Raw genomic sequence first — 17,249 nt, forward strand, 5'->3', positions numbered from 1 at the left:
ACATGACCTGATCGCCAGGTCGGCGACCCACCGGTCATCGCCAGTGGGTTTTTCTGCAAACCTGAGCAGAATCGTCGGCGTTCGCCAGACGAAGCCTGCAAGTTCCCGGAAACCGCGCATTGCAGGCGCGGCCGCCCAGAATTCATCAGTGGCCTGTTAGAATCCCGGCTCTGTCGCAAAGTTCGGAATATTCCATGGCCACCACCTTCAGTGCGCGCAGCCGCGCCATCGAACCCTTCCACGTCATGGCGCTGCTGGCGCGGGCCAATGAACTGCAGGCCGCGGGCCACGACGTTATCCACCTGGAAATCGGCGAGCCGGACTTCACCACTGCCGCACCCATCGTCGAGGCCGGGCAGAAGGCCCTGGCAAATGGTCACACGCGCTATACCGCCGCACGTGGCCTGCCAGCCCTGCGCGAAGCCATCGCCGGCTTCTACGCCCAGCGCTACGGCCTGTCGATCGACCCGCAGCGTATTCTCGTTACGCCTGGCGGCTCCGGCGCCCTGTTGCTGGCCAGCAGCCTGCTGGTGGACCCGGGCAAGCACTGGCTGCTGGCCGATCCGGGCTACCCGTGCAACCGCCACTTCCTGCGCCTGGTGGAAGGCGCCGCGCAACTGGTGCCGGTTGGCCCGGAGAGCCGTTACCAGCTCACGCCGGAGCTCATCGAACGGCACTGGGATCAGGACAGTGTAGGCGCTCTGGTCGCATCGCCGGCGAATCCTACCGGCACCCTGTTGCATCAGGATGAACTCGCTGCGCTGTCGTCCACGCTCAAGGCTCGCGGCGGCCATCTGGTGGTGGACGAGATCTACCACGGCCTGACTTACGGCATCGACGCGCCCAGCGTGCTGGAAGTGGATGACGATGCATTCGTCCTCAACAGTTTCTCCAAATATTTCGGCATGACCGGCTGGCGCCTGGGCTGGCTGGTGGCGCCGCCGGAGGCGGTGGGCGAGTTGGAGAAGCTGGCGCAGAACCTCTATATCAGCGCGCCGAGCATGGCCCAGCACGCTGCGCTGGCCTGCTTCGAGCCGGCCACCCTGACAATCCTCGAGGAGCGTCGCGAAGAGTTCCGCCGCCGCCGCGACTACCTGCTGCCGGCGCTGCGTGAGCTTGGTTTCGGTATCGCCGTGGAGCCTGAGGGTGCCTTTTATCTGTATGCGGATATCAGCGCCTTCGGCGGTGACGCGTTCGCCTTCTGTCAGCACTTCATCGAGACCGAGCACGTGGCGTTCACGCCTGGCATCGACTTCGGGCGTTACCAGGCATCGCACCACGTGCGCTTCGCCTATACCCAGAGCGTCGAACGCCTGCAGCAGGCGGTGGAGCGCATCGCCCGCGGCCTGAAGACCTGGCGTCCCTGATGCGTTTCGAGCCGGCGCTGGAAGAGGCGCGCCTGATCAAGCGCTACAAGCGCTTCCTGGCGGACATCGAGACCGCCAGTGGCGAACGACTGACCATCCACTGCCCGAACACCGGCTCGATGCTCAATTGCATGAGCGAGGGTTGCCGCGTCTGGTTCAGCCGCTCCGATGACCCCAAGCGCAAGCTGCCGGGGACCTGGGAACTGGTGGAAACCCCGCAGGGGCGCCTGGCCTGCGTGAATACCGGGCGGGCCAACCGGCTGGTGGAAGAAGCAATATTGGACGGCACCGTGACCGAGTTGGCCGGTTTCGATGAGCTGCGCCGCGAAGTCGCCTACGGACAGGAGAACAGCCGCGCGGACTTCCGCCTGGTGTACGCCGGCAAGCCGGTGTACGTGGAAGTGAAGAGCGTAACCCTGGGTTTCGACGGCACGACGGTCGCCGCCTTCCCCGATGCCGTTACCCAGCGCGGCGCCAAGCACCTGCGCGAGCTGGCGGCGCTGGCGCGCGAGGGTATGCGTGCGGTGCTGCTGTATGCGGTGAACCTGTCGGATATCGAGGCGGTTCGCCCGGCGAAGGAGATCGATCCGGCCTATGCGGCGGCGCTGGCCGAGGCGCGTAGTGCGGGAGTGGAAGTGCTGGCATATGGGGCGCGGATCGATAGCCGGGAGATTCGGCTGGAGCGGCCTTTGCAGGTATTGCTCTAGGCGGGAAGCGGTGCGCAGGGCTGTTCGCGAGCAAGCTCGCTCCTACGAAGAGCCGAACGGTCTGGACCTGTAGGAGCGAGCTTGCTCGCGAACCTGTCCGAAACCGTGTTACCCCTGGGCATTGTCCAGCGGCTCCAGCCAGATCCCCTGCTCATCCTCCCGGCAGGGCAGCGCCTCCAGCACATCTCCCAGGCACGGCCCCTGGATGCACTCGCCGGTTTCGATCAGGAACAACGCACCATGGTGCCCGCATTGCAACAGCCGGCCGCTGTTATCGAGGTACTGCTCGGCGTCGTAGCCCAGCGGAATTTCCCGGTGCGGGCAGCGGTTGCGGTAGGCATAGACGCGGCCCAGGCGGCGCACGGCGAAAAGGTTCAGGCCAGCGGCCTTGAAACCCCGGCTCTGGCCTTCGGCCAGGTCATGCGGGGCGCAGAGCAGGATCATCCGGGGTCTTCCATTCAGGCGCGGCATCACGAGGCGGCTATTATCCGCGCCCGGATGGCGATACCGGAAGAGGGTGCACTTCCGTGTGCTGAAGAGGTGAGCTGGCGCCTTGCCAGCGAAATCGGCGCCGACCTTAAGCCTCTCTGCAATCTAATGCAAATAATTATCAAATAGATTTCCTGAAATTCCTGTGGCAAGGTTCGTTCATGTCGCCGCACTGCGGCTGGCCATCTATCGAACGAGGAATTCTGCGATGACGACCCTGACTGCGCCGGCCTCTGAGCTGTACCGCGCCTGGCAAGCCCTGCGCGCCGAGAAGCCGCGCCTGCGCGCCCGCGATGCGGCGCACCACCTGGCCGTGAGCGAGGCCGAGCTGACGGCCAGCCGCCTGGGCGTAGACGCCGTGCGCCTGCGCACCGACTGGGCCGAGCTGTTGCCGGCGCTGGGTGAGCTGGGCCAGATCATGGCGCTGACCCGCAATGAACATTGCGTGCACGAGCGCAAGGGGCCGTACCGCGACGTGACCGTTTCCGCCAATGGCCAGATGGCCCTGGTGGTTTCCCCGGACATCGACCTGCGCCTGTTCCTCGGTGGTTGGGCCAGCGCCTTCGCCATCAGCGAAGAAACTGCCCACGGCACCCAGCACAGCATCCAGGTGTTCGATCGCCAAGGCAGCGCGGTGCACAAGGTGTTTCTCACCGAGCAGAGCGAGCTCGCCGCCTGGGCTCCGCTGGTGCGCAGCTTCGCCGCCGCCGAGCAGAGTGCCGCGCTCGACCTGACCCCGCTGGAAGCCAAGGCCGCGCCGCTGGCCGACGGTGAAATCGATATCGCCGCCCTGCGCGAAGGCTGGTCGGCATTGAAGGACACCCACCACTTCTTCGCCCTGCTGAAGAAGCACAAGGTCCAACGTACCCAGGCTCTGCGTCTCGCCGGCCGCGAGTGGGCCGAGCCGCTGGCTACTGCCGAACTGCCGCGCCTGCTGGAAGCCGCCGCGGCAAGCCAGTTGCCGATCATGATCTTCGTCGGCAACGCCCACTGCATCCAGATCCACACCGGCACCGTGGAAAACCTCAAGTGGATGGACGATTGGTTCAACGTCCTCGACCCGCTGTTCAACCTGCACCTGCAGACGCCGGGCGTGATTGAGTTGTGGCGCGTGCGCAAGCCCAGCAGCGATGGCGTGATCACCAGTTGGGAAGCCTTCGACGCCAATGGCGAGCTGGTGCTGCAGGTATTCGGCGCGCGCAAGCCGGGTGTCCCCGAGTTGCACGGCTGGCGTGAGCTGGCCGAATCGTTCCCGGCACTCTGAGGGCCGATTTCATGAAGACCTCCATGACTGCCCGTGCGTTGTTCGTCGGCCTCTGCCTGACTGCCACCAGCGTGCTGGCTGACTCGCTGCCGGAGCGTTGGGTGAGCGCCGGTGGTTCGCTGAGCGAGTGGGTTGTCGCCCTGGGCGGCGAGGCCAAGCTGGTGGGCGTCGATACCACCAGCCTGCACCCGGCATCGCTCCATGTGCTGCCGAAGATCGGCTACCAGCGGCAGCTGGCCGCCGAGGGCATCCTCGCGCTGAAGCCGGACATCCTGCTGGGCAGCGAAGAAATGGGCCCGCCGCCGGTACTGCAGCAACTGCGTGCCGCCGGTGTGCGGATCGAGACGCTGTCGGCCAAGGCCGACGAGAAGACTGTGCACCAGACCATCCAGCGTCTGGGCGAGCTGCTCGGTGCGCCGGACAAGGCCAGGCAGGCCGAGGCGGACTTCGATGCGCGTCTCGCCGCGCAGGGCGCGTGGGTGAAGAAAGCCCAGTCCGCGCAGGCCGCGCCCGGCGTCGTCCTGCTGGTCGGGCACGCCGGCGGCAACCTGCTGGTGGCCGGGCAGGACACTTCCGGGGACTGGCTGATCCAGCATGCCGGCGGCCGCAACCTGGCGACCCACAACGGTTACAAGACGCTGTCGAGCGAAGCCCTCACCGCGCTGAACCCGCAGGTGGTGGTGCTCAGTGACCGCGCCCTGGACGGCGACAAGGCCCGCACCGCCCTGACCCAGCAGAACCCCGGCCTGGCAGCGACCAGCGCGTTGCGTGACGGCCGCGTAGTGGTGCTCGATCCAACCCTGTTGGTCGGTGGCCTCGGCCCGCGTATCCCGGACGGGCTGGCTAGCCTCTCCCGGGCCTTTTATCCTTCCGCGCAGGCCCTGAACACGGAAAGTCGTCCTTGACCCGGATCGTTACCGCTCGACCGCTGTTCCTGCTCCTCGGTTTTCTCCTGCTGCTGGTTGTCTGGCTCTCACTGGCCCTCGGGCCGGTGAGCCTGCCGCTGGGCGATACGCTGCGCGCGCTGGCGCACATGGTCGGTTTGCCGGTGTCCGCCGACGGCCTCGGTCAGGCCGAGCTGATCGTCGGGCAGATCCGCCTGCCGCGCACCTTGCTGGGCATCGCCACTGGCGGCGTGCTGGCGCTGGCCGGTGTGGCGATGCAGGGGCTGTTCCGCAACCCGCTGGCCGATCCCGGATTGATTGGTGTTTCCAGCGGTGCCGCGCTGGGCGCTGCAATTGCCATTGTCTTCGGGGCATCCATCGGTGGGCTGCCCGAGGCTTTCGCGCCTTACCTGCTGTCCGCATGCGCCTTTGCCGGCGGCCTGCTGGTGACGGCGCTGGTCTACCGCCTGGGGCGTCATAACGGTCAGACCAGCGTGGCGACCATGCTGCTCGCAGGTATCGCACTGACGGCCCTCGCAGGCGCGCTGATCGGACTGTTCACCTATCTCGCCGACGACGCGACCCTGCGCACGCTGACCTTCTGGAACCTCGGCAGCCTCAATGGCGCGAGCTATCCACGGCTGTGGCCGTTGCTGCTGATCACCCTGTTGGTGGCGTGCTGGTTGCCGCGCCGGGTGAATGCGCTGAATGCGCTGCTGTTGGGCGAATCCGAAGCGCGTCACCTGGGCTTCGATGTCGAGCGGTTGAAAGTCGAACTGATCCTCTGCACCGCGCTGGGTGTCGGGGCGGCGGTGGCTGCCGCCGGGATGATCGGCTTCATCGGCCTGGTGGTGCCGCACCTGCTGCGCCTGATCGTTGGCCCTGATCACCGAGTGCTACTGCCCGCCTCTATGTTCGGCGGCGCCATCCTGCTGCTGCTCGCCGACCTGATCGCGCGGCTGGCTCTGGCGCCGGCGGAGTTGCCGATCGGTATCGTTACCGCGCTGATCGGTGCGCCATTCTTCCTTTACCTGCTGATCCGGGGGCGTTCCTGATGCTGTGCGCAGACAAGCTGCTGGTGAAGCGCGGCGCGCAGACCGTCCTGCAGGAGGTGAGCGTGACGCTGCGGCCGGGCGAGGTGCTCGGTGTGCTAGGTCCCAACGGCGCGGGCAAGAGCACCCTGCTCGGCGCCATGAATGGTGAACTGCCCCTGGCCGGGGGGGCGGTGAGCCTCGACGGCCGTGCCCTGGAGTCCTGGCAAGGTCCCGAGCGCGCACGCCGGTTGGCTGTGCTGCCACAATCGTCCTCGCTGAACTTCGCGTTTCCCGTCGAGGCCGTCGTCGGGTTCGGGCGACTGCCACACGACAGTGGCCGCCAGCGCGACGAGGAAATCATCCGCGAAGCCATGGCTGCTGCGGATGCCTCGCACCTTGCCGGGCGCAGTTACCTGGCGCTCTCCGGTGGCGAACGCCAGCGGGTGCATCTCGCCCGTGTGCTGGCGCAACTCTGGCCGGGTGGGGCGCAGCAGATTCTGCTGCTGGACGAGCCGACCTCAGCCCTCGATCCGCTGCACCAGCACACCACGCTGCAGGCCGTGCGCGAGTTCGCCGGGCGCGGCGCAGCAGTGCTGGTGATCCTGCACGACCTCAATCTCGCGGCACGTTACTGTGATCGCCTGCTGCTGCTGCATGAGTCGCGTGTGCATCTGCTTGGCACACCGCATGAGGTGCTGCAGGCCGAGCCGCTGCGTACCGTCTTCGGCCTCGATGTGCTGGTGCAGGAGCACCCGGAACGCGGCCATCCGCTGATCATCGTGCGTTGAAAGGAGTCGCCATGCACAAGGTCTTATTCGTCCCACTGCTGGCGGTGCTGGTGGCCTGCCAGAGCCAGGTGGCCGCTCCGCCGCTGCCGGTCTGGCAGAGCCCGGAAGGGCGCGACAGCGCCGAGCTCGGTGTGATCCGCGATCTGCGCAGCGGCGAACAGCTTTCGCCGGCACAACTGCTTGACCGATTGGCTGCCGCACCGCGGGTCATAGTCGGCGAGCAGCACGACAACCCCGATCATCATGCACTCGAGCTCTGGCTGGTACGCGCACTCGCTGAGCGGCGCCCGAGTGGCAGCGTGCTATTGGAGATGCTCAACCCCGATCAGCAGAACGCCGTGACCGCTACCCAGGCCCTGGCGGAGAAGGGCGAGACGCCAAGCGACCTGATCGGTGCGCTACGTTGGCAACCGGGCTGGGACTGGTCCCAATACGGCCCGCTGGTGACCTGGCTGGTGAAGCAGCCGACGCCGTTGCTGGCGGGCAACCTGGATCGCAGCGAAATCATGGATATCTACCGGAATCTGCCCCAACTGCAGGGACCAGCCTCCACTGCCGCTCCGGTGCGCGATGCGTTGCTGCAGGACATCCGTGATTCCCACTGCGGTCTGCTGCCGGACAGTCAGCTGCCGGCGATGCTGGCGGTGCAGCAACAGCGCGACCGGCGCCTGGCCGAGCGTTTCAAGGCGGCGCCTGAACCAGCCCTGCTGATCGCTGGCAGCTTCCATGCGCGCCGCGACCTGGGCGTTCCGCTGCACCTGCAGGATCTGGGCGCAGCGCAAGGTCTGAAGGTGGTGATGCTGGCCGAAGTTGGCAGGGTGGTAGCGCCGGCTCAGGCAGACTTCGTCTGGTACACGCCGGCACAGCCGCCAACGGATTATTGCGCGCAGATGCGCGGCAAGCAGTGAGGGGGCCGAACGGCCCCTTTTTCGTTTCTGGGCAAATGACGGTCGCCGCACAAATCGCAGGCAAAAAAAGACCCGGCAAAGTGCCGGGTCCAAACCGTGATTAGCCTGATGAGGAGATAATCTGAAGAGTCCGACTGCGTGGTCTCTCGAGCTTATCCAACTGGCCTCGCAGCCAGTGGTTGTAATAATAACCATTATCATTTGAGAGTCAACACCTTTTCTTCGACCTGGCTGAAGATTTTTTCGGTGGACGTGAAAGCGCTGCGCGAAGGAAAAAATCGGGGCAAAAAAAGACCCGGCAAAGTGCCGGGTCGAAACCGTGATTAGCCTGATGAGGAGATAATCTGAAGAGTCCGACTGCGTGGTCTCTTGAGGTTATCGATCTGGCCTCGCGACCAGATGACTCAATAATAATCATTATCATTTGAGAGTCAACCTCTTTTCTGCAGTTTTTTCTCGCCCGCGAGATACCTACCGCACAAACGAAAAAGCCCGGCGCTGAGCCGGGCTTTTCGAGGGGGAGCAGATCAGTCGGCCTGGCGTTGCAGGCGCAGCTGGGTGACTTCCTTGTTCAGCAGGTCGATGCGCCGCGCCATGCCTTCGATGAGGCTGTGGGCGATGCGCGGGTTGCTCTGCATCAGGCTGAGGAACTGGTCCTTGGGGATCACCATCACGGTGCAGGGTTCGCTGGCGATGACCGAGGCGCTACGCTTCTCGCGGGTGAACACGGCCATGGCGCCGAAGATTTCATCCTTCTGCACATCACCAACCTTCTGCCCGTCGACGAAGGCTTCGGCATGGCCCTCGATGATGATGAACACGTGCTCGGCGTCGTCGCCCTGCTGGATCAGTTGGGCGCCGGCGGCGAAATGCTGGAATCCGGTGGCCGGGCGAATCTCCGGCTGTTTGAGATGCGCCAGGGCATCCGACAGCAGCGCAGTGTGGCCGATCAGGTAGTGCAGGAACTGTTCCTGGCGCTGTTCGTGGCTGTGGATATGGCGGAACACTTCGCTGCGCGAATAGGGGATCAGGCACAGCGGCTCTTCGCTGACGTAGCGGCAGGGCGGCAACTCGATGCCCTGCCGCAGGCCGACCAGGTCGCCTTCCTGCAGGTAGAACAGCGGGCGTTCGTCCACCAGCGCATGGACCAGGCCATTCTCGATGAGGAACAGGTGCTTGCCAGGCAGCTCGCCTTCCAGGTCGTCGGACCGTTCCAGGCGGATGGCTTCGCCGGCGGGCTCAAGGCCGGCGAGCAGTTGCGCCGGGATGCCCTGTAGCCGATTGATCAGTCGATCGGCATAGGCGGGTTGTTCACCGAGTAGGTACATGGCCGTAATTCCTTGATATGGCGACGGTCGAGGGCGCACGAAGGACCCTGAGACCATAAGCGGACAGGCACCTTGCGTAAACATTTTCCCACAGAGCTTGTGAGCTAGCTCTTGTTACGTGCGGGAAATGTCTCGAGCTCGCCGAGAAGGGCCGCCTTGTGCGCAGGGGGCAGGTCGTTCCAGTGCACATCCAGCAGGGCGCCCTCGATGGCATAGAGCAGCACTTTCGAAGCGCGGAAGCCCCGCGCGCGCACGGCCCGATAAGCGCCGACGGCGCCCAGGCGGCGCAGGTCGCCAGCGTTATGGATACCCACGGCGTGGAGCCACTGGGCGGAGGTCTTGCCGAGGTTCTTCAGGTGCAGCAGTTCGTCGTTCATCGTCTGTCCTTGCGATGGGCACGATGGGTGTCAGGTCTTGAAGGGGCCGAGAACTGCTCGTAGCGGCCGGACACACAGAAGGAAGTGTAGCGTTGGCTGGGAAAAACGTGGCTTTGTGACATCGCCGAGAATGCGGGGCAGGGCGTTGTCGTCGTCGAAGGCTGCCTGTGCGGCCTGCCTGGCGGCCGGAGAGCGCCACGTGGGGCGGCTCCGGCCGACAGACGGTGGATCAGAGGCCCGGCAGGCGCTGGCGGATGCCCGCGACCAGGGCGTCCAGGCTGGCGGCGTCCGGGGTATCAACACGCTTGCCGTGCTGCTGCTCCTCGGCGCTGAGTGCGTCGCGGCTGGCCAGTTGCGCCTGGACGACTTCCAGGGTGGCGTCGGACGGGTCATTGCCTTCGCTCTGGCGCTGGGCCAGCCAGCCGGCAATTACAGCCTCCGGTGCGTGGCAGTCGAGGATCAGGAACGGCACGCCGGTTTCCTCGGCGATTTCCCAGGCGGCGGCGCGCTGCTCGCGTTTGAGGAAGGTGGCGTCCAGCACCACGGGGTAGCCGGCGCGGAGAATATCCACGGCCAGCTCGTTCAGGCGCTTGTAGGTCGTGGCGGTGGCATCGGCGTCGTAGATGCCGCCCTTGAGCTGGCCTTGCACGGCGGCCTTCTGTTCGCCGAACAGGCGCTTGCGTTCGACGTCCGAGCGCAGGCGAACTGCGCCCAGCGCTTCGACCAGGCGCAGGGCGACCTGGCTTTTACCAACGGCGGAAACGCCAACGGTCACTGCCAGGAAGCGCGAAGGAATGGCGCTGTAGCTTTCCGCCAGGTTGGCGTAGTTGCGGTACTGGCGCAGGGTTGCGGCCTTCTGCACGGCGTCGGTCTGGTGGGCGAGGCTGAACAGCGCGATCTTGGCGCGTACCAGGGCGCGGTACGCCTTGTAGAAGTTCAGCAGGGCCAGGGATTGATAGTCACCGGTGTATTCCAGGTACTGGCTGACGAAGCGACGCGACAGGCACTTCAGTCCGCGGTCTTCCAGGTCCATGGCGAGGAAGGCGTAGTCGGCGGTGACGTCGGTGAAGCGGAACGGCTCGTTGAATTCGATGCAGTCGAACAGCACGACTTTGCTGTCGATGATCGCGGCGTTGCCCAGGTGGATATCACCATGGCATTCGCGGATGAAGCCGTTGGCCTTGCGCTGTTCGAACACGTCGTGCAGGCGTTCGAAGCTGGATTCGGCCCAGGCTTCCAGCGCATCGAGCTGCAGCAGGTCGGCCTTGTCGGAGAGCATCGGGCGAATCTGCTCGAAGTTCTGCCGTACCGGCGCCATGCAGGCTTGCGGAGTGCCCAGCGGGTGCTCGGTCGGCACGACCGGGGTGCGCAGGTGGAAGTCGGCGATCTGTTTGGCCAGGCCGTCGATGTGGGCGGCACCCAACTCGCCACGAGCCTGCACTTCGCTGAGCAGTTGGCTCTGCGGGAACTCACGGCACTGGATCATGTACTCGACTGCCGGGCCTTCACCGTTGAGTTGCGGGGCGGACTCGCTGCCGGTAATGGCGATCACGTCGAGGTAAAGGCCGTCGGTGAGGCGTTGGTTCAGGCGCAGTTCTTCCTCGCAGAAGTGCTTGCGCTTGGCCAGATCGGTGAAATCGAGGAAGCCGAAGTTCACCGGCTTCTTGATCTTGTAGACGTAGGAGCCAGTGAGCAGCACCCAGGAAATGTGGGTTTCGATGACCCGAAAGCCTTCGACCGGATGGGGGAAGAGGGCGGGGTTCTGCAGGGCTGCGAGTAAGGTCTGGCTCACGTGATGTCCTTTCCGATCGAATTTTCTAAAGGCAGGCATTATGGCGGCTGGGTCGGCAGGTGCAAACTCTGGGGCTGACCGGCAACCAAATAGCCATCTCGGGGTCATAGCTCGGCCACTGCCGTTTTTGATAGATGCGCGGCAGTTCGCATCAAGCCCGGACGCCCGCTGGAGCGGCGTCTGTCTCCTGTGGATAAAGTACGTATAATGCGCCGCCATGACGCGTCCCCGATCTTCCAAACCTCGTAAAAAAAGCGGCAAATCGTCGCCTGCCATGCGCAAGTGGCTGGGCTGGGCTCTCAAGCTCGGTCTGGTTGGCGTAGTGGTGCTGGCCGGTTTTGCCGTGTACCTCGATGCGGTTGTCCAGGAGAAATTCTCCGGCAAGCGCTGGACCATTCCTGCCAAGGTCTATGCCCGGCCGCTGGAACTGTTCGTCGGCCTGAAACTGGGCAAGGACGACTTCCTGCGTGAGCTGGATGCCCTGGGCTACCGCCGCGAGACGTCGGTCGCAGGGCCTGGCGCCGTGTCGGTGTCCGGCAACGCCGTCGACCTCAATACCCGTGGCTTCCAGTTCTATGAAGGCGCCGAGCCTGCGCAGCGCATTCGCGTGCGCTTCTCCGGCGACTACGTTGCCGGCCTGAGTCGCGCCAACGGTGGCGACCTTGCTGTCGCGCGCATGGAGCCGCTGCTGATCGGCGGCCTGTACCCGGCGCACAACGAAGACCGCATTCTGATCAAGCTCGACCAGGTGCCGCCGTACCTGATCGATACCCTGGTCGCCGTGGAAGACCGTGATTTCTGGACCCACCACGGGGTTTCCATCAAGTCCATCGCCCGTGCCGTCTGGGTCAACGCCAGCGCCGGCCAGTTGCGTCAGGGCGGCAGTACGCTGACCCAGCAGTTGGTGAAGAACTTCTTCCTGACCAACGAACGCAGTCTGTCGCGCAAGCTCACCGAAGCCATGATGGCGGTGCTGCTTGAGCTGCATTACGACAAGCGCGAAATCCTCGAGGGCTACCTCAACGAGGTGTTCCTCGGCCAGGATGGCCAGCGTTCGGTGAACGGCTTCGGTCTCGCCAGCCAGTACTTCTTCAGCCAGCCGTTGTCCGAACTCAAGCTGCCCCAGGTGGCGTTGCTGGTCGGGATGGTTAAGGGGCCTTCCTATTACAACCCACGCCGCAACCCCGAGCGCGCGCTGGAGCGCCGCAACGTGGTGCTCGACGTGCTTGCCGAGCAGGGCGTGATCACTGCCGACGAAGCGACTGCCGCCAAGCAGGCACCGCTGGGCGTGACCCGTCAGGGCAGCATGGCCAACAGCTCCTACCCGGCCTTCCTCGACCTGGTGAAACGCCAGCTGCGGGAGGATTACCGCGACGAGGACCTGACCGAAGAAGGCCTGCGCATCTTCACCAGCTTCGACCCCATCCTGCAGATGAAGGCCGAGTCCGCCGTCAGCGAAACCTTCAAGCGCCTCGAAGGCCGCAAAGGTGTCGCCGAGACCGAAACCGCGATGGTCGTGACCAACCCGGAAACCGGTGAGATCCAGGCATTGCTGGGCAGCCGCGATCCGCGCTTCGCCGGCTTCAACCGTGCCGTCGATGCGGTGCGGCCGATCGGTTCGCTGGTCAAGCCCGCGGTGTACCTGACTGCGCTGGAGCGTCCGAGCCAGTACACCCTGACCAGCTATATCCAGGACCAGCCGTTCCAGGTGAAGGGCAAGGACGGCCAGGTATGGACGCCGAAGAACTATGAAGGTACTGCCAACGGCACCATCTTCCTCTACCAGGGGCTGGCCCGTTCGCTGAATCTGTCCACCGCCAGGCTGGGACTCGACCTGGGCGTGCCGAACGTGCTGAAGACGCTGGAGCGCCTGGGCGTTTCGCCAAACTGGCCGGCCTATCCGTCGATGCTGCTGGGCGCGGGCGCGCTGAGCCCGATGCAGGTGGCAACCATGTACCAGACCATCGCCAGCGGTGGTTTCAATACACCGCTGCGTAGCATTCGCAGCGTGCTGGCGGCCGACGGCCAGCCGCTCAAGCGTTATCCCTTCCAGGTCGAGCAGCGTTTCGATCCGGGCTCCATCTACCTGCTGCAGAGCGCCATGCAGCGGGTCATGCGCGAGGGTACCGGGCGCTCTGTCTACAACCAGCTGCCGGCGTCCCTGACCCTGGCGGGTAAGACCGGCACCACCAACGATTCGCGCGACAGCTGGTTCTCCGGCTTCGGCCAGGACCTGCTGGCGGTGGTTTGGATCGGTCGTGACGACAACGGCAAGACGCCGCTCACCGGCGCTACCGGTGCGCTGCAGATATGGACCAGCTTCATGCGCAAGGCCAATCCCGCGCCGCTGGACATGCCAATGCCGGATAATGTCGTACAGGCGTGGGTCGACCCGCATACCGGGCAGGGTACTGACGCCAACTGCCCCGGCGCAGTGCAGATGCCTTATATTCGAGGAAGCGAACCTGCGCTGGGCGCAGGTTGCGGAAACCAGACGCCGGCCGGCGAAGTCATGGACTGGGTGCGCGGCTGGTTGAACTGATGCAAGAGGATTGGAAGTGAGAAAAGCTTGGTTTGCAGCGTCGGCGACTCTGGCGCTTCTGTCCGGTTGTGCGTCCCCGCAACATGGTGCGATTCCCGTGCAGGACTCCGGTACCTCCGTCTCCAACTCGGAACGTGTCGGCCGCAGCGGCGGCAACACTCAGGCGCCGGTTCGCACCGGCGCTGGCCAGAGCATCCCGCAAGGTGACTCCGGCGTTACCGTGATGGTCCCGCAGGATGCCGGCATGGCACCGATCCAGACCTTCCCGGCGCAGACCGGCGCCGCGCCGATCAGCACCTCGCCGATGACCACGGCTCCGGGAGCAACCGGCTCGACTTATTCTTCGCAGCAGCCGATCTCCACCAGCGGCGGCATCACCTCCAACGGCGGTTTTCAGTCGCAGACCTACCAGCAGCCGGCGTACCAGAACCAGCAGGCTGCGCCATCGAGCCAGGGCAGCACCTACCAGGGGCCGTCCGGGATTCCGTCGAGCAACTCTGGCCTGTCGGCGGACGAGCAGTTGGATGGTCCGGTGCTGGCGCTGCTGACCTCCGCCTCGCAGCAGCAGGGCGGTGGTGACCTGAATGGCGCTGCTGCCAGCCTGGAGCGCGCCCAACGCATCGCTCCGCGCGAGCCGCAGGTGCTCTACAAGCTGGCTCAGGTCCGCCTGGCCCAGGGCGATGCCGCCCAGGCCGAACAGGTTGCGTTGCGTGGCCTGTCGCTGGCCAATGGTCGTCCGACCATGCAGGCCAGTCTGTGGGACCTGATCGCCAAGTGCCGTGATCAGCAAGGCAACGCCTCCGGCGCCGCCGAGGCCCGTCAGAAAGCCAAGGTGACCCTGTAATGGATGCGCGCGTGCTGGCCGTCGCCGATCAGTTGTTGCTGATCGAGCGGGAGTTGCGTGCGATTGGAATGTGGGGAAGTGAAAGCCCGTCGACGGACAGGCTTTCCAGCATCGAGCCCTTCTGCGTGGATACGCTGGCGCTGGAAGAGTGGCTGCAGTGGATCTTCCTGCCGCGGATGAAGCTGATCATCGAGAGCGGCGCGGATCTGCCCAGTGCCTCGGGCATCCGCGCTATCGCAGAGATGGCCTATGCCAATCAAGGCGCTCGGGTAGCGGCGCTGCTGGAAGCGCTTGGCGCCTTCGATCAGTTGATCAGCCCGACGCCCTGATCTGGCGTCAGTTGCAGTTCTCGCGGAGGCTCTTCTCGCTGGCCGCGATACGCCCCTGGCGTTCTTCTTCGCTAATACGGCGCAGGTCGCCGTTACCGTCATCCACGCGGATGCGTGGGTTGTTCTTCAGTTGGGCCAGGTCGGTACGCAGCTTTTCGCATTGCTGCAGGCGCTCGGCTTCCTGTTGGGCCACTTCCTGGCGAACCTTCTCGTCGGCGGCCTTCTGCTTCTCGTCTTCAGTGGGCGGCAGCGTCGACTTGACGGCGGCCGGCGGCGGGAAGTTGCTGCTGGCCTTGGGCGGCGCCGTATTGGTGTTCACGGTGGCTGCGTCGGCGCCTTGCGGTGGCTGCGCGCCGAAGTGGGTGATGCCCTGGGCGTCGACCCATTTGTAGACCTGCGCGGCCATCACGGTCGGGGCCAGTGCGAGCAGCAGGCTGCCCATGAAAATCGTCCGTCGCATGCTTTGTCGGTCCTTGGGAGGCGGAGTCTGTCGGTAACTATAACCAAATCGTGCGCTTATTCACTCTGAGAAAGTTCACATCCCCGCTTCATTCAAAGCTATATATGGCTTGACTTGACCGCTTCGTTTCAGAAGAATCCAAGGTTCGCTGCAGTGGGCCGGCCGCAAGCTGGTTTTACTCGGCAGACAAGAGGTGCTACCCGCGCCGCAAAGTTTCACCCTGTTTCGCGTTACCTCGCGCTGGGTGGAGGCTCTCCGTAACACAAACAGGAGTGTCTCCAGGTTCTGCTCAATCGGCAGTCGACGTAGCCGGCGATTACATTCGCCCATGTCTGCCGGGCAGCCATCCAAGTCGGTCCCCCACGTTGGGGGTTTCCGTATATAGCGTTCTAGAGGTGACAACGTGGAACTTTTATCCGGCGCTGAAATGGTCGTCCGCTCCCTGCGTGACGAAGGCGTTAAGTACATCTACGGGTACCCGGGCGGTGCCCTCCTGCATATCTACGACGCTCTCTTCAAAGAGAACGAAGTAACCCACATCCTGGTTCGCCACGAGCAGGCCGCTACCCACATGGCCGACGGCTATGCGCGCGCCACCGGCAAGCCGGGCGTGGTGCTGGTGACCTCCGGTCCCGGCGCGACCAACGCCGTCACCGGCATCGCTACCGCCTACATGGACTCCATCCCGATGGTGGTGATCTCCGGCCAGGTAGCGAGCAACATGGTCGGTACCGACGCGTTCCAGGAAACCGACATGGTCGGTATCTCCCGCCCGATCGTGAAGCACAGCTTCATCATCAAGCACCCGTCGGAAATCCCTGAGGTCATCAAGAAGGCCTTCTATATCGCCCAGTCCGGCCGTCCCGGCCCGGTGGTGATCGATATTCCGAAGGACATGGGCGACCCGACCCAGAAGTTCGAATACAACTATCCGAAAAAAGTGAAGCTGCGCTCCTACAGCCCGGCGGTTCGTGGCCACTCCGGCCAGATCCGCAAGGCCGCCGAGATGATGCTGGCCGCCAAGCGCCCGATCATCTACGCCGGTGGTGGCGTGATCATGGGCAATGCTGCCGAGCCGCTGACCGAAGTGGCCCGCATGCTCAACGTACCGGTCACCAATACCCTGATGGGGCTGGGTGGCTATCCGGGAACCGATCGCCAGTTCGTCGGCATGCTCGGCATGCACGGCAGCTACACCGCGAACCTCGCGATGCACCACGCTGACGTGATCTTCGCTGTCGGCGCGCGCTTCGACGACCGCGTGATCAACGGCGAGACCGCCGCCAAGTTCTGTCCGAACGCCAAAATCATCCACGTCGATATCGACCCTGCCTCGATCTCCAAGACTGTAAAGGCCGACATCCCGATCGTTGGTCCGGTGGATAGCGTCCTGACCGAAATGGTCGCGATCCTCAAGGAAATCGGTGAGACCCCGAACAAGGAAGCCCAGGCTGCCTGGTGGAAGCAGATCGAGGAATGGCGCGGCACTCGCGGCCTGTTCCCGTACAACATGGGCGACGGCAGCATCATCAAGCCGCAGACCGTGATCGAGACGCTTTGCGAAGTCACCAACGGTGATGCCTTCGTCGCTTCCGACGTGGGTCAGCACCAGATGTTCGCGGCGCAGTACTACCGCTTCAACAAGCCCAACCGCTGGATCAACTCCGGTGGCCTGGGCACCATGGGCTTCGGCTTCCCGGCCGCCATGGGCGTGAAGCTGAACTTCCCCGAGGCCGACGTCGCCTGCGTGACCGGTGAAGGCAGCATCCAGATGAACATCCAGGAGCTGTCCACCTGCCTGCAGTACGACCTGCCGGTGAAGATCGTCAACCTGAACAACGGTGCGCTGGGCATGGTCCGCCAATGGCAGGACATGCAGTACAACAGCCGTTATTCGCACTCCTACATGGAATCGCTGCCGGACTTCGTCAAGCTGGCTGAAGCGTATGGCCACGTCGGCATGCGCATCACCGACCTGAAGGACCTGAAACCGATGATGGAAGAAGCCTTCGCGATGAAGAATCGCCTGGTCTTCCTCGACATCCAGGTCGATACCAGCGAGCACGTCTACCCGATGCAGATCCGCGGTGGTGCGATGCGCGACATGTGGCTGAGCAAGACGGAGCGTACCTGATC

At 64.4% G+C, this 17,249-nt stretch carries 16 protein-coding genes; 11 read left to right on the forward strand and 5 right to left on the reverse strand.

All coding sequences use genetic code 11. The features are described from left to right. Positions 1 to 194 precede the first annotated feature (194 nt). Together AC2T4A_RS09265 and sfsA are read left to right on the forward strand one after the other, a co-directional pair. Complete coding sequence (locus tag AC2T4A_RS09265) at positions 195 to 1,367, forward strand: pyridoxal phosphate-dependent aminotransferase (protein ID WP_486743148.1); 1,173 nt, start codon at positions 195 to 197, stop codon at positions 1,365 to 1,367. Then, positions 1,367 to 2,074, forward strand: coding sequence for a DNA/RNA nuclease SfsA (gene sfsA / locus AC2T4A_RS09270; RefSeq protein WP_486743149.1), 708 nt, complete (start codon positions 1,367 to 1,369; stop codon positions 2,072 to 2,074). The genes AC2T4A_RS09265 and sfsA overlap by 1 nt, the downstream gene beginning before the upstream one ends. A 108-nt stretch (positions 2,075 to 2,182) precedes the next feature. On the opposite strand, the gene AC2T4A_RS09275 is transcribed toward sfsA, so the two are convergent. Next, the gene (locus AC2T4A_RS09275) at positions 2,183 to 2,518 is read right to left on the reverse strand and encodes a Rieske (2Fe-2S) protein (protein ID WP_416750039.1); all 336 of its coding nucleotides are present in this window, start codon (positions 2,516 to 2,518) and stop codon (positions 2,183 to 2,185) included. Positions 2,519 to 2,771: 253 nt separating this feature from the next. Between AC2T4A_RS09275 and AC2T4A_RS09280 the strand changes: the two genes are divergently transcribed. Genes AC2T4A_RS09280 through AC2T4A_RS09300 form a run of 5 tightly spaced genes read left to right on the forward strand, consistent with a single transcriptional unit; the run spans position 2,772 to position 7,441 of the window. Continuing rightward, positions 2,772 to 3,827 carry a hemin-degrading factor gene (locus AC2T4A_RS09280; protein ID WP_486743150.1) on the forward strand — a complete coding sequence of 352 codons (1,056 nt, stop codon included), beginning with the start codon at positions 2,772 to 2,774 and terminating at the stop codon, positions 3,825 to 3,827. 11 nt (positions 3,828 to 3,838) lie between these two features. Further along, positions 3,839 to 4,732 carry a heme/hemin ABC transporter substrate-binding protein gene (locus AC2T4A_RS09285; RefSeq protein WP_486743151.1) on the forward strand — a complete coding sequence of 298 codons (894 nt, stop codon included), beginning with the start codon at positions 3,839 to 3,841 and terminating at the stop codon, positions 4,730 to 4,732. Positions 4,733 to 4,782: 50 nt separating this feature from the next. After that, on the forward strand, positions 4,783 to 5,766 hold the full coding sequence (locus AC2T4A_RS09290; RefSeq protein WP_478379339.1) for a FecCD family ABC transporter permease: 984 nt from the start codon (positions 4,783 to 4,785) through the stop codon (positions 5,764 to 5,766). After that, the gene (locus AC2T4A_RS09295) at positions 5,766 to 6,533 is read left to right on the forward strand and encodes a heme ABC transporter ATP-binding protein (RefSeq protein WP_486743152.1); all 768 of its coding nucleotides are present in this window, start codon (positions 5,766 to 5,768) and stop codon (positions 6,531 to 6,533) included. Before AC2T4A_RS09290 ends, AC2T4A_RS09295 begins: the two co-directional genes overlap by 1 nt. Positions 6,534 to 6,544: 11 nt before the next feature. Continuing rightward, positions 6,545 to 7,441 (forward strand): ChaN family lipoprotein, encoded by an 897-nt coding sequence (locus tag AC2T4A_RS09300; RefSeq protein WP_486743153.1) that lies wholly within the window; start codon positions 6,545 to 6,547, stop codon positions 7,439 to 7,441. 527 nt (positions 7,442 to 7,968) lie between these two features. On the opposite strand, the gene AC2T4A_RS09305 is transcribed toward AC2T4A_RS09300, so the two are convergent. The 3 genes from AC2T4A_RS09305 to AC2T4A_RS09315 all read right to left on the reverse strand — a co-directional run bounded on the left by AC2T4A_RS09305 (position 7,969) and on the right by AC2T4A_RS09315 (position 10,938). Beyond that, positions 7,969 to 8,769 carry a cyclic nucleotide-binding domain-containing protein gene (locus AC2T4A_RS09305; protein WP_045216845.1) on the reverse strand — a complete coding sequence of 267 codons (801 nt, stop codon included), beginning with the start codon at positions 8,767 to 8,769 and terminating at the stop codon, positions 7,969 to 7,971. 104 nt (positions 8,770 to 8,873) lie between these two features. After that, a complete protein-coding gene (locus AC2T4A_RS09310) occupies positions 8,874 to 9,146 on the reverse strand; it encodes a TfoX/Sxy family protein (RefSeq protein WP_024767178.1) in 273 nt (90 codons plus the stop codon). A gap of 229 nt (positions 9,147 to 9,375) precedes the next feature. Continuing rightward, positions 9,376 to 10,938: a bifunctional aminoglycoside phosphotransferase/ATP-binding protein gene (locus AC2T4A_RS09315; RefSeq protein ID WP_486743154.1), complete on the reverse strand. Its 1,563-nt coding sequence runs from the start codon at positions 10,936 to 10,938 to the stop codon at positions 9,376 to 9,378. Between the two features lie 217 nt (positions 10,939 to 11,155). Between AC2T4A_RS09315 and mrcB the strand changes: the two genes are divergently transcribed. From mrcB to AC2T4A_RS09330, 3 genes are read left to right on the forward strand one after another with little or no spacing between them, the layout of a single operon-like run. Beyond that, on the forward strand, positions 11,156 to 13,480 hold the full coding sequence (mrcB, locus tag AC2T4A_RS09320) for a penicillin-binding protein 1B (protein ID WP_486743155.1): 2,325 nt from the start codon (positions 11,156 to 11,158) through the stop codon (positions 13,478 to 13,480). A 16-nt stretch (positions 13,481 to 13,496) separates the two neighbouring features. After that, the gene (locus AC2T4A_RS09325; RefSeq protein WP_416750024.1) at positions 13,497 to 14,324 is read left to right on the forward strand and encodes a tetratricopeptide repeat protein; all 828 of its coding nucleotides are present in this window, start codon (positions 13,497 to 13,499) and stop codon (positions 14,322 to 14,324) included. Next, positions 14,324 to 14,653, forward strand: coding sequence for a YqcC family protein (locus AC2T4A_RS09330; RefSeq protein ID WP_416750022.1), 330 nt, complete (start codon positions 14,324 to 14,326; stop codon positions 14,651 to 14,653). The genes AC2T4A_RS09325 and AC2T4A_RS09330 overlap by 1 nt, the downstream gene beginning before the upstream one ends. 7 nt (positions 14,654 to 14,660) lie before the next feature. On the opposite strand, the gene AC2T4A_RS09335 is transcribed toward AC2T4A_RS09330, so the two are convergent. Next, positions 14,661 to 15,113 (reverse strand): DUF4124 domain-containing protein, encoded by a 453-nt coding sequence (locus AC2T4A_RS09335; protein ID WP_416750020.1) that lies wholly within the window; start codon positions 15,111 to 15,113, stop codon positions 14,661 to 14,663. 403 nt (positions 15,114 to 15,516) lie between these two features. Between AC2T4A_RS09335 and AC2T4A_RS09340 the strand changes: the two genes are divergently transcribed. After that, positions 15,517 to 17,247, forward strand: coding sequence for an acetolactate synthase 3 large subunit (locus AC2T4A_RS09340; RefSeq protein ID WP_081520738.1), 1,731 nt, complete (start codon positions 15,517 to 15,519; stop codon positions 17,245 to 17,247). Positions 17,248 to 17,249 lie beyond the last annotated feature (2 nt).

This window comes from Pseudomonas sp. PVC-3-1 (genome assembly GCF_057444315.1).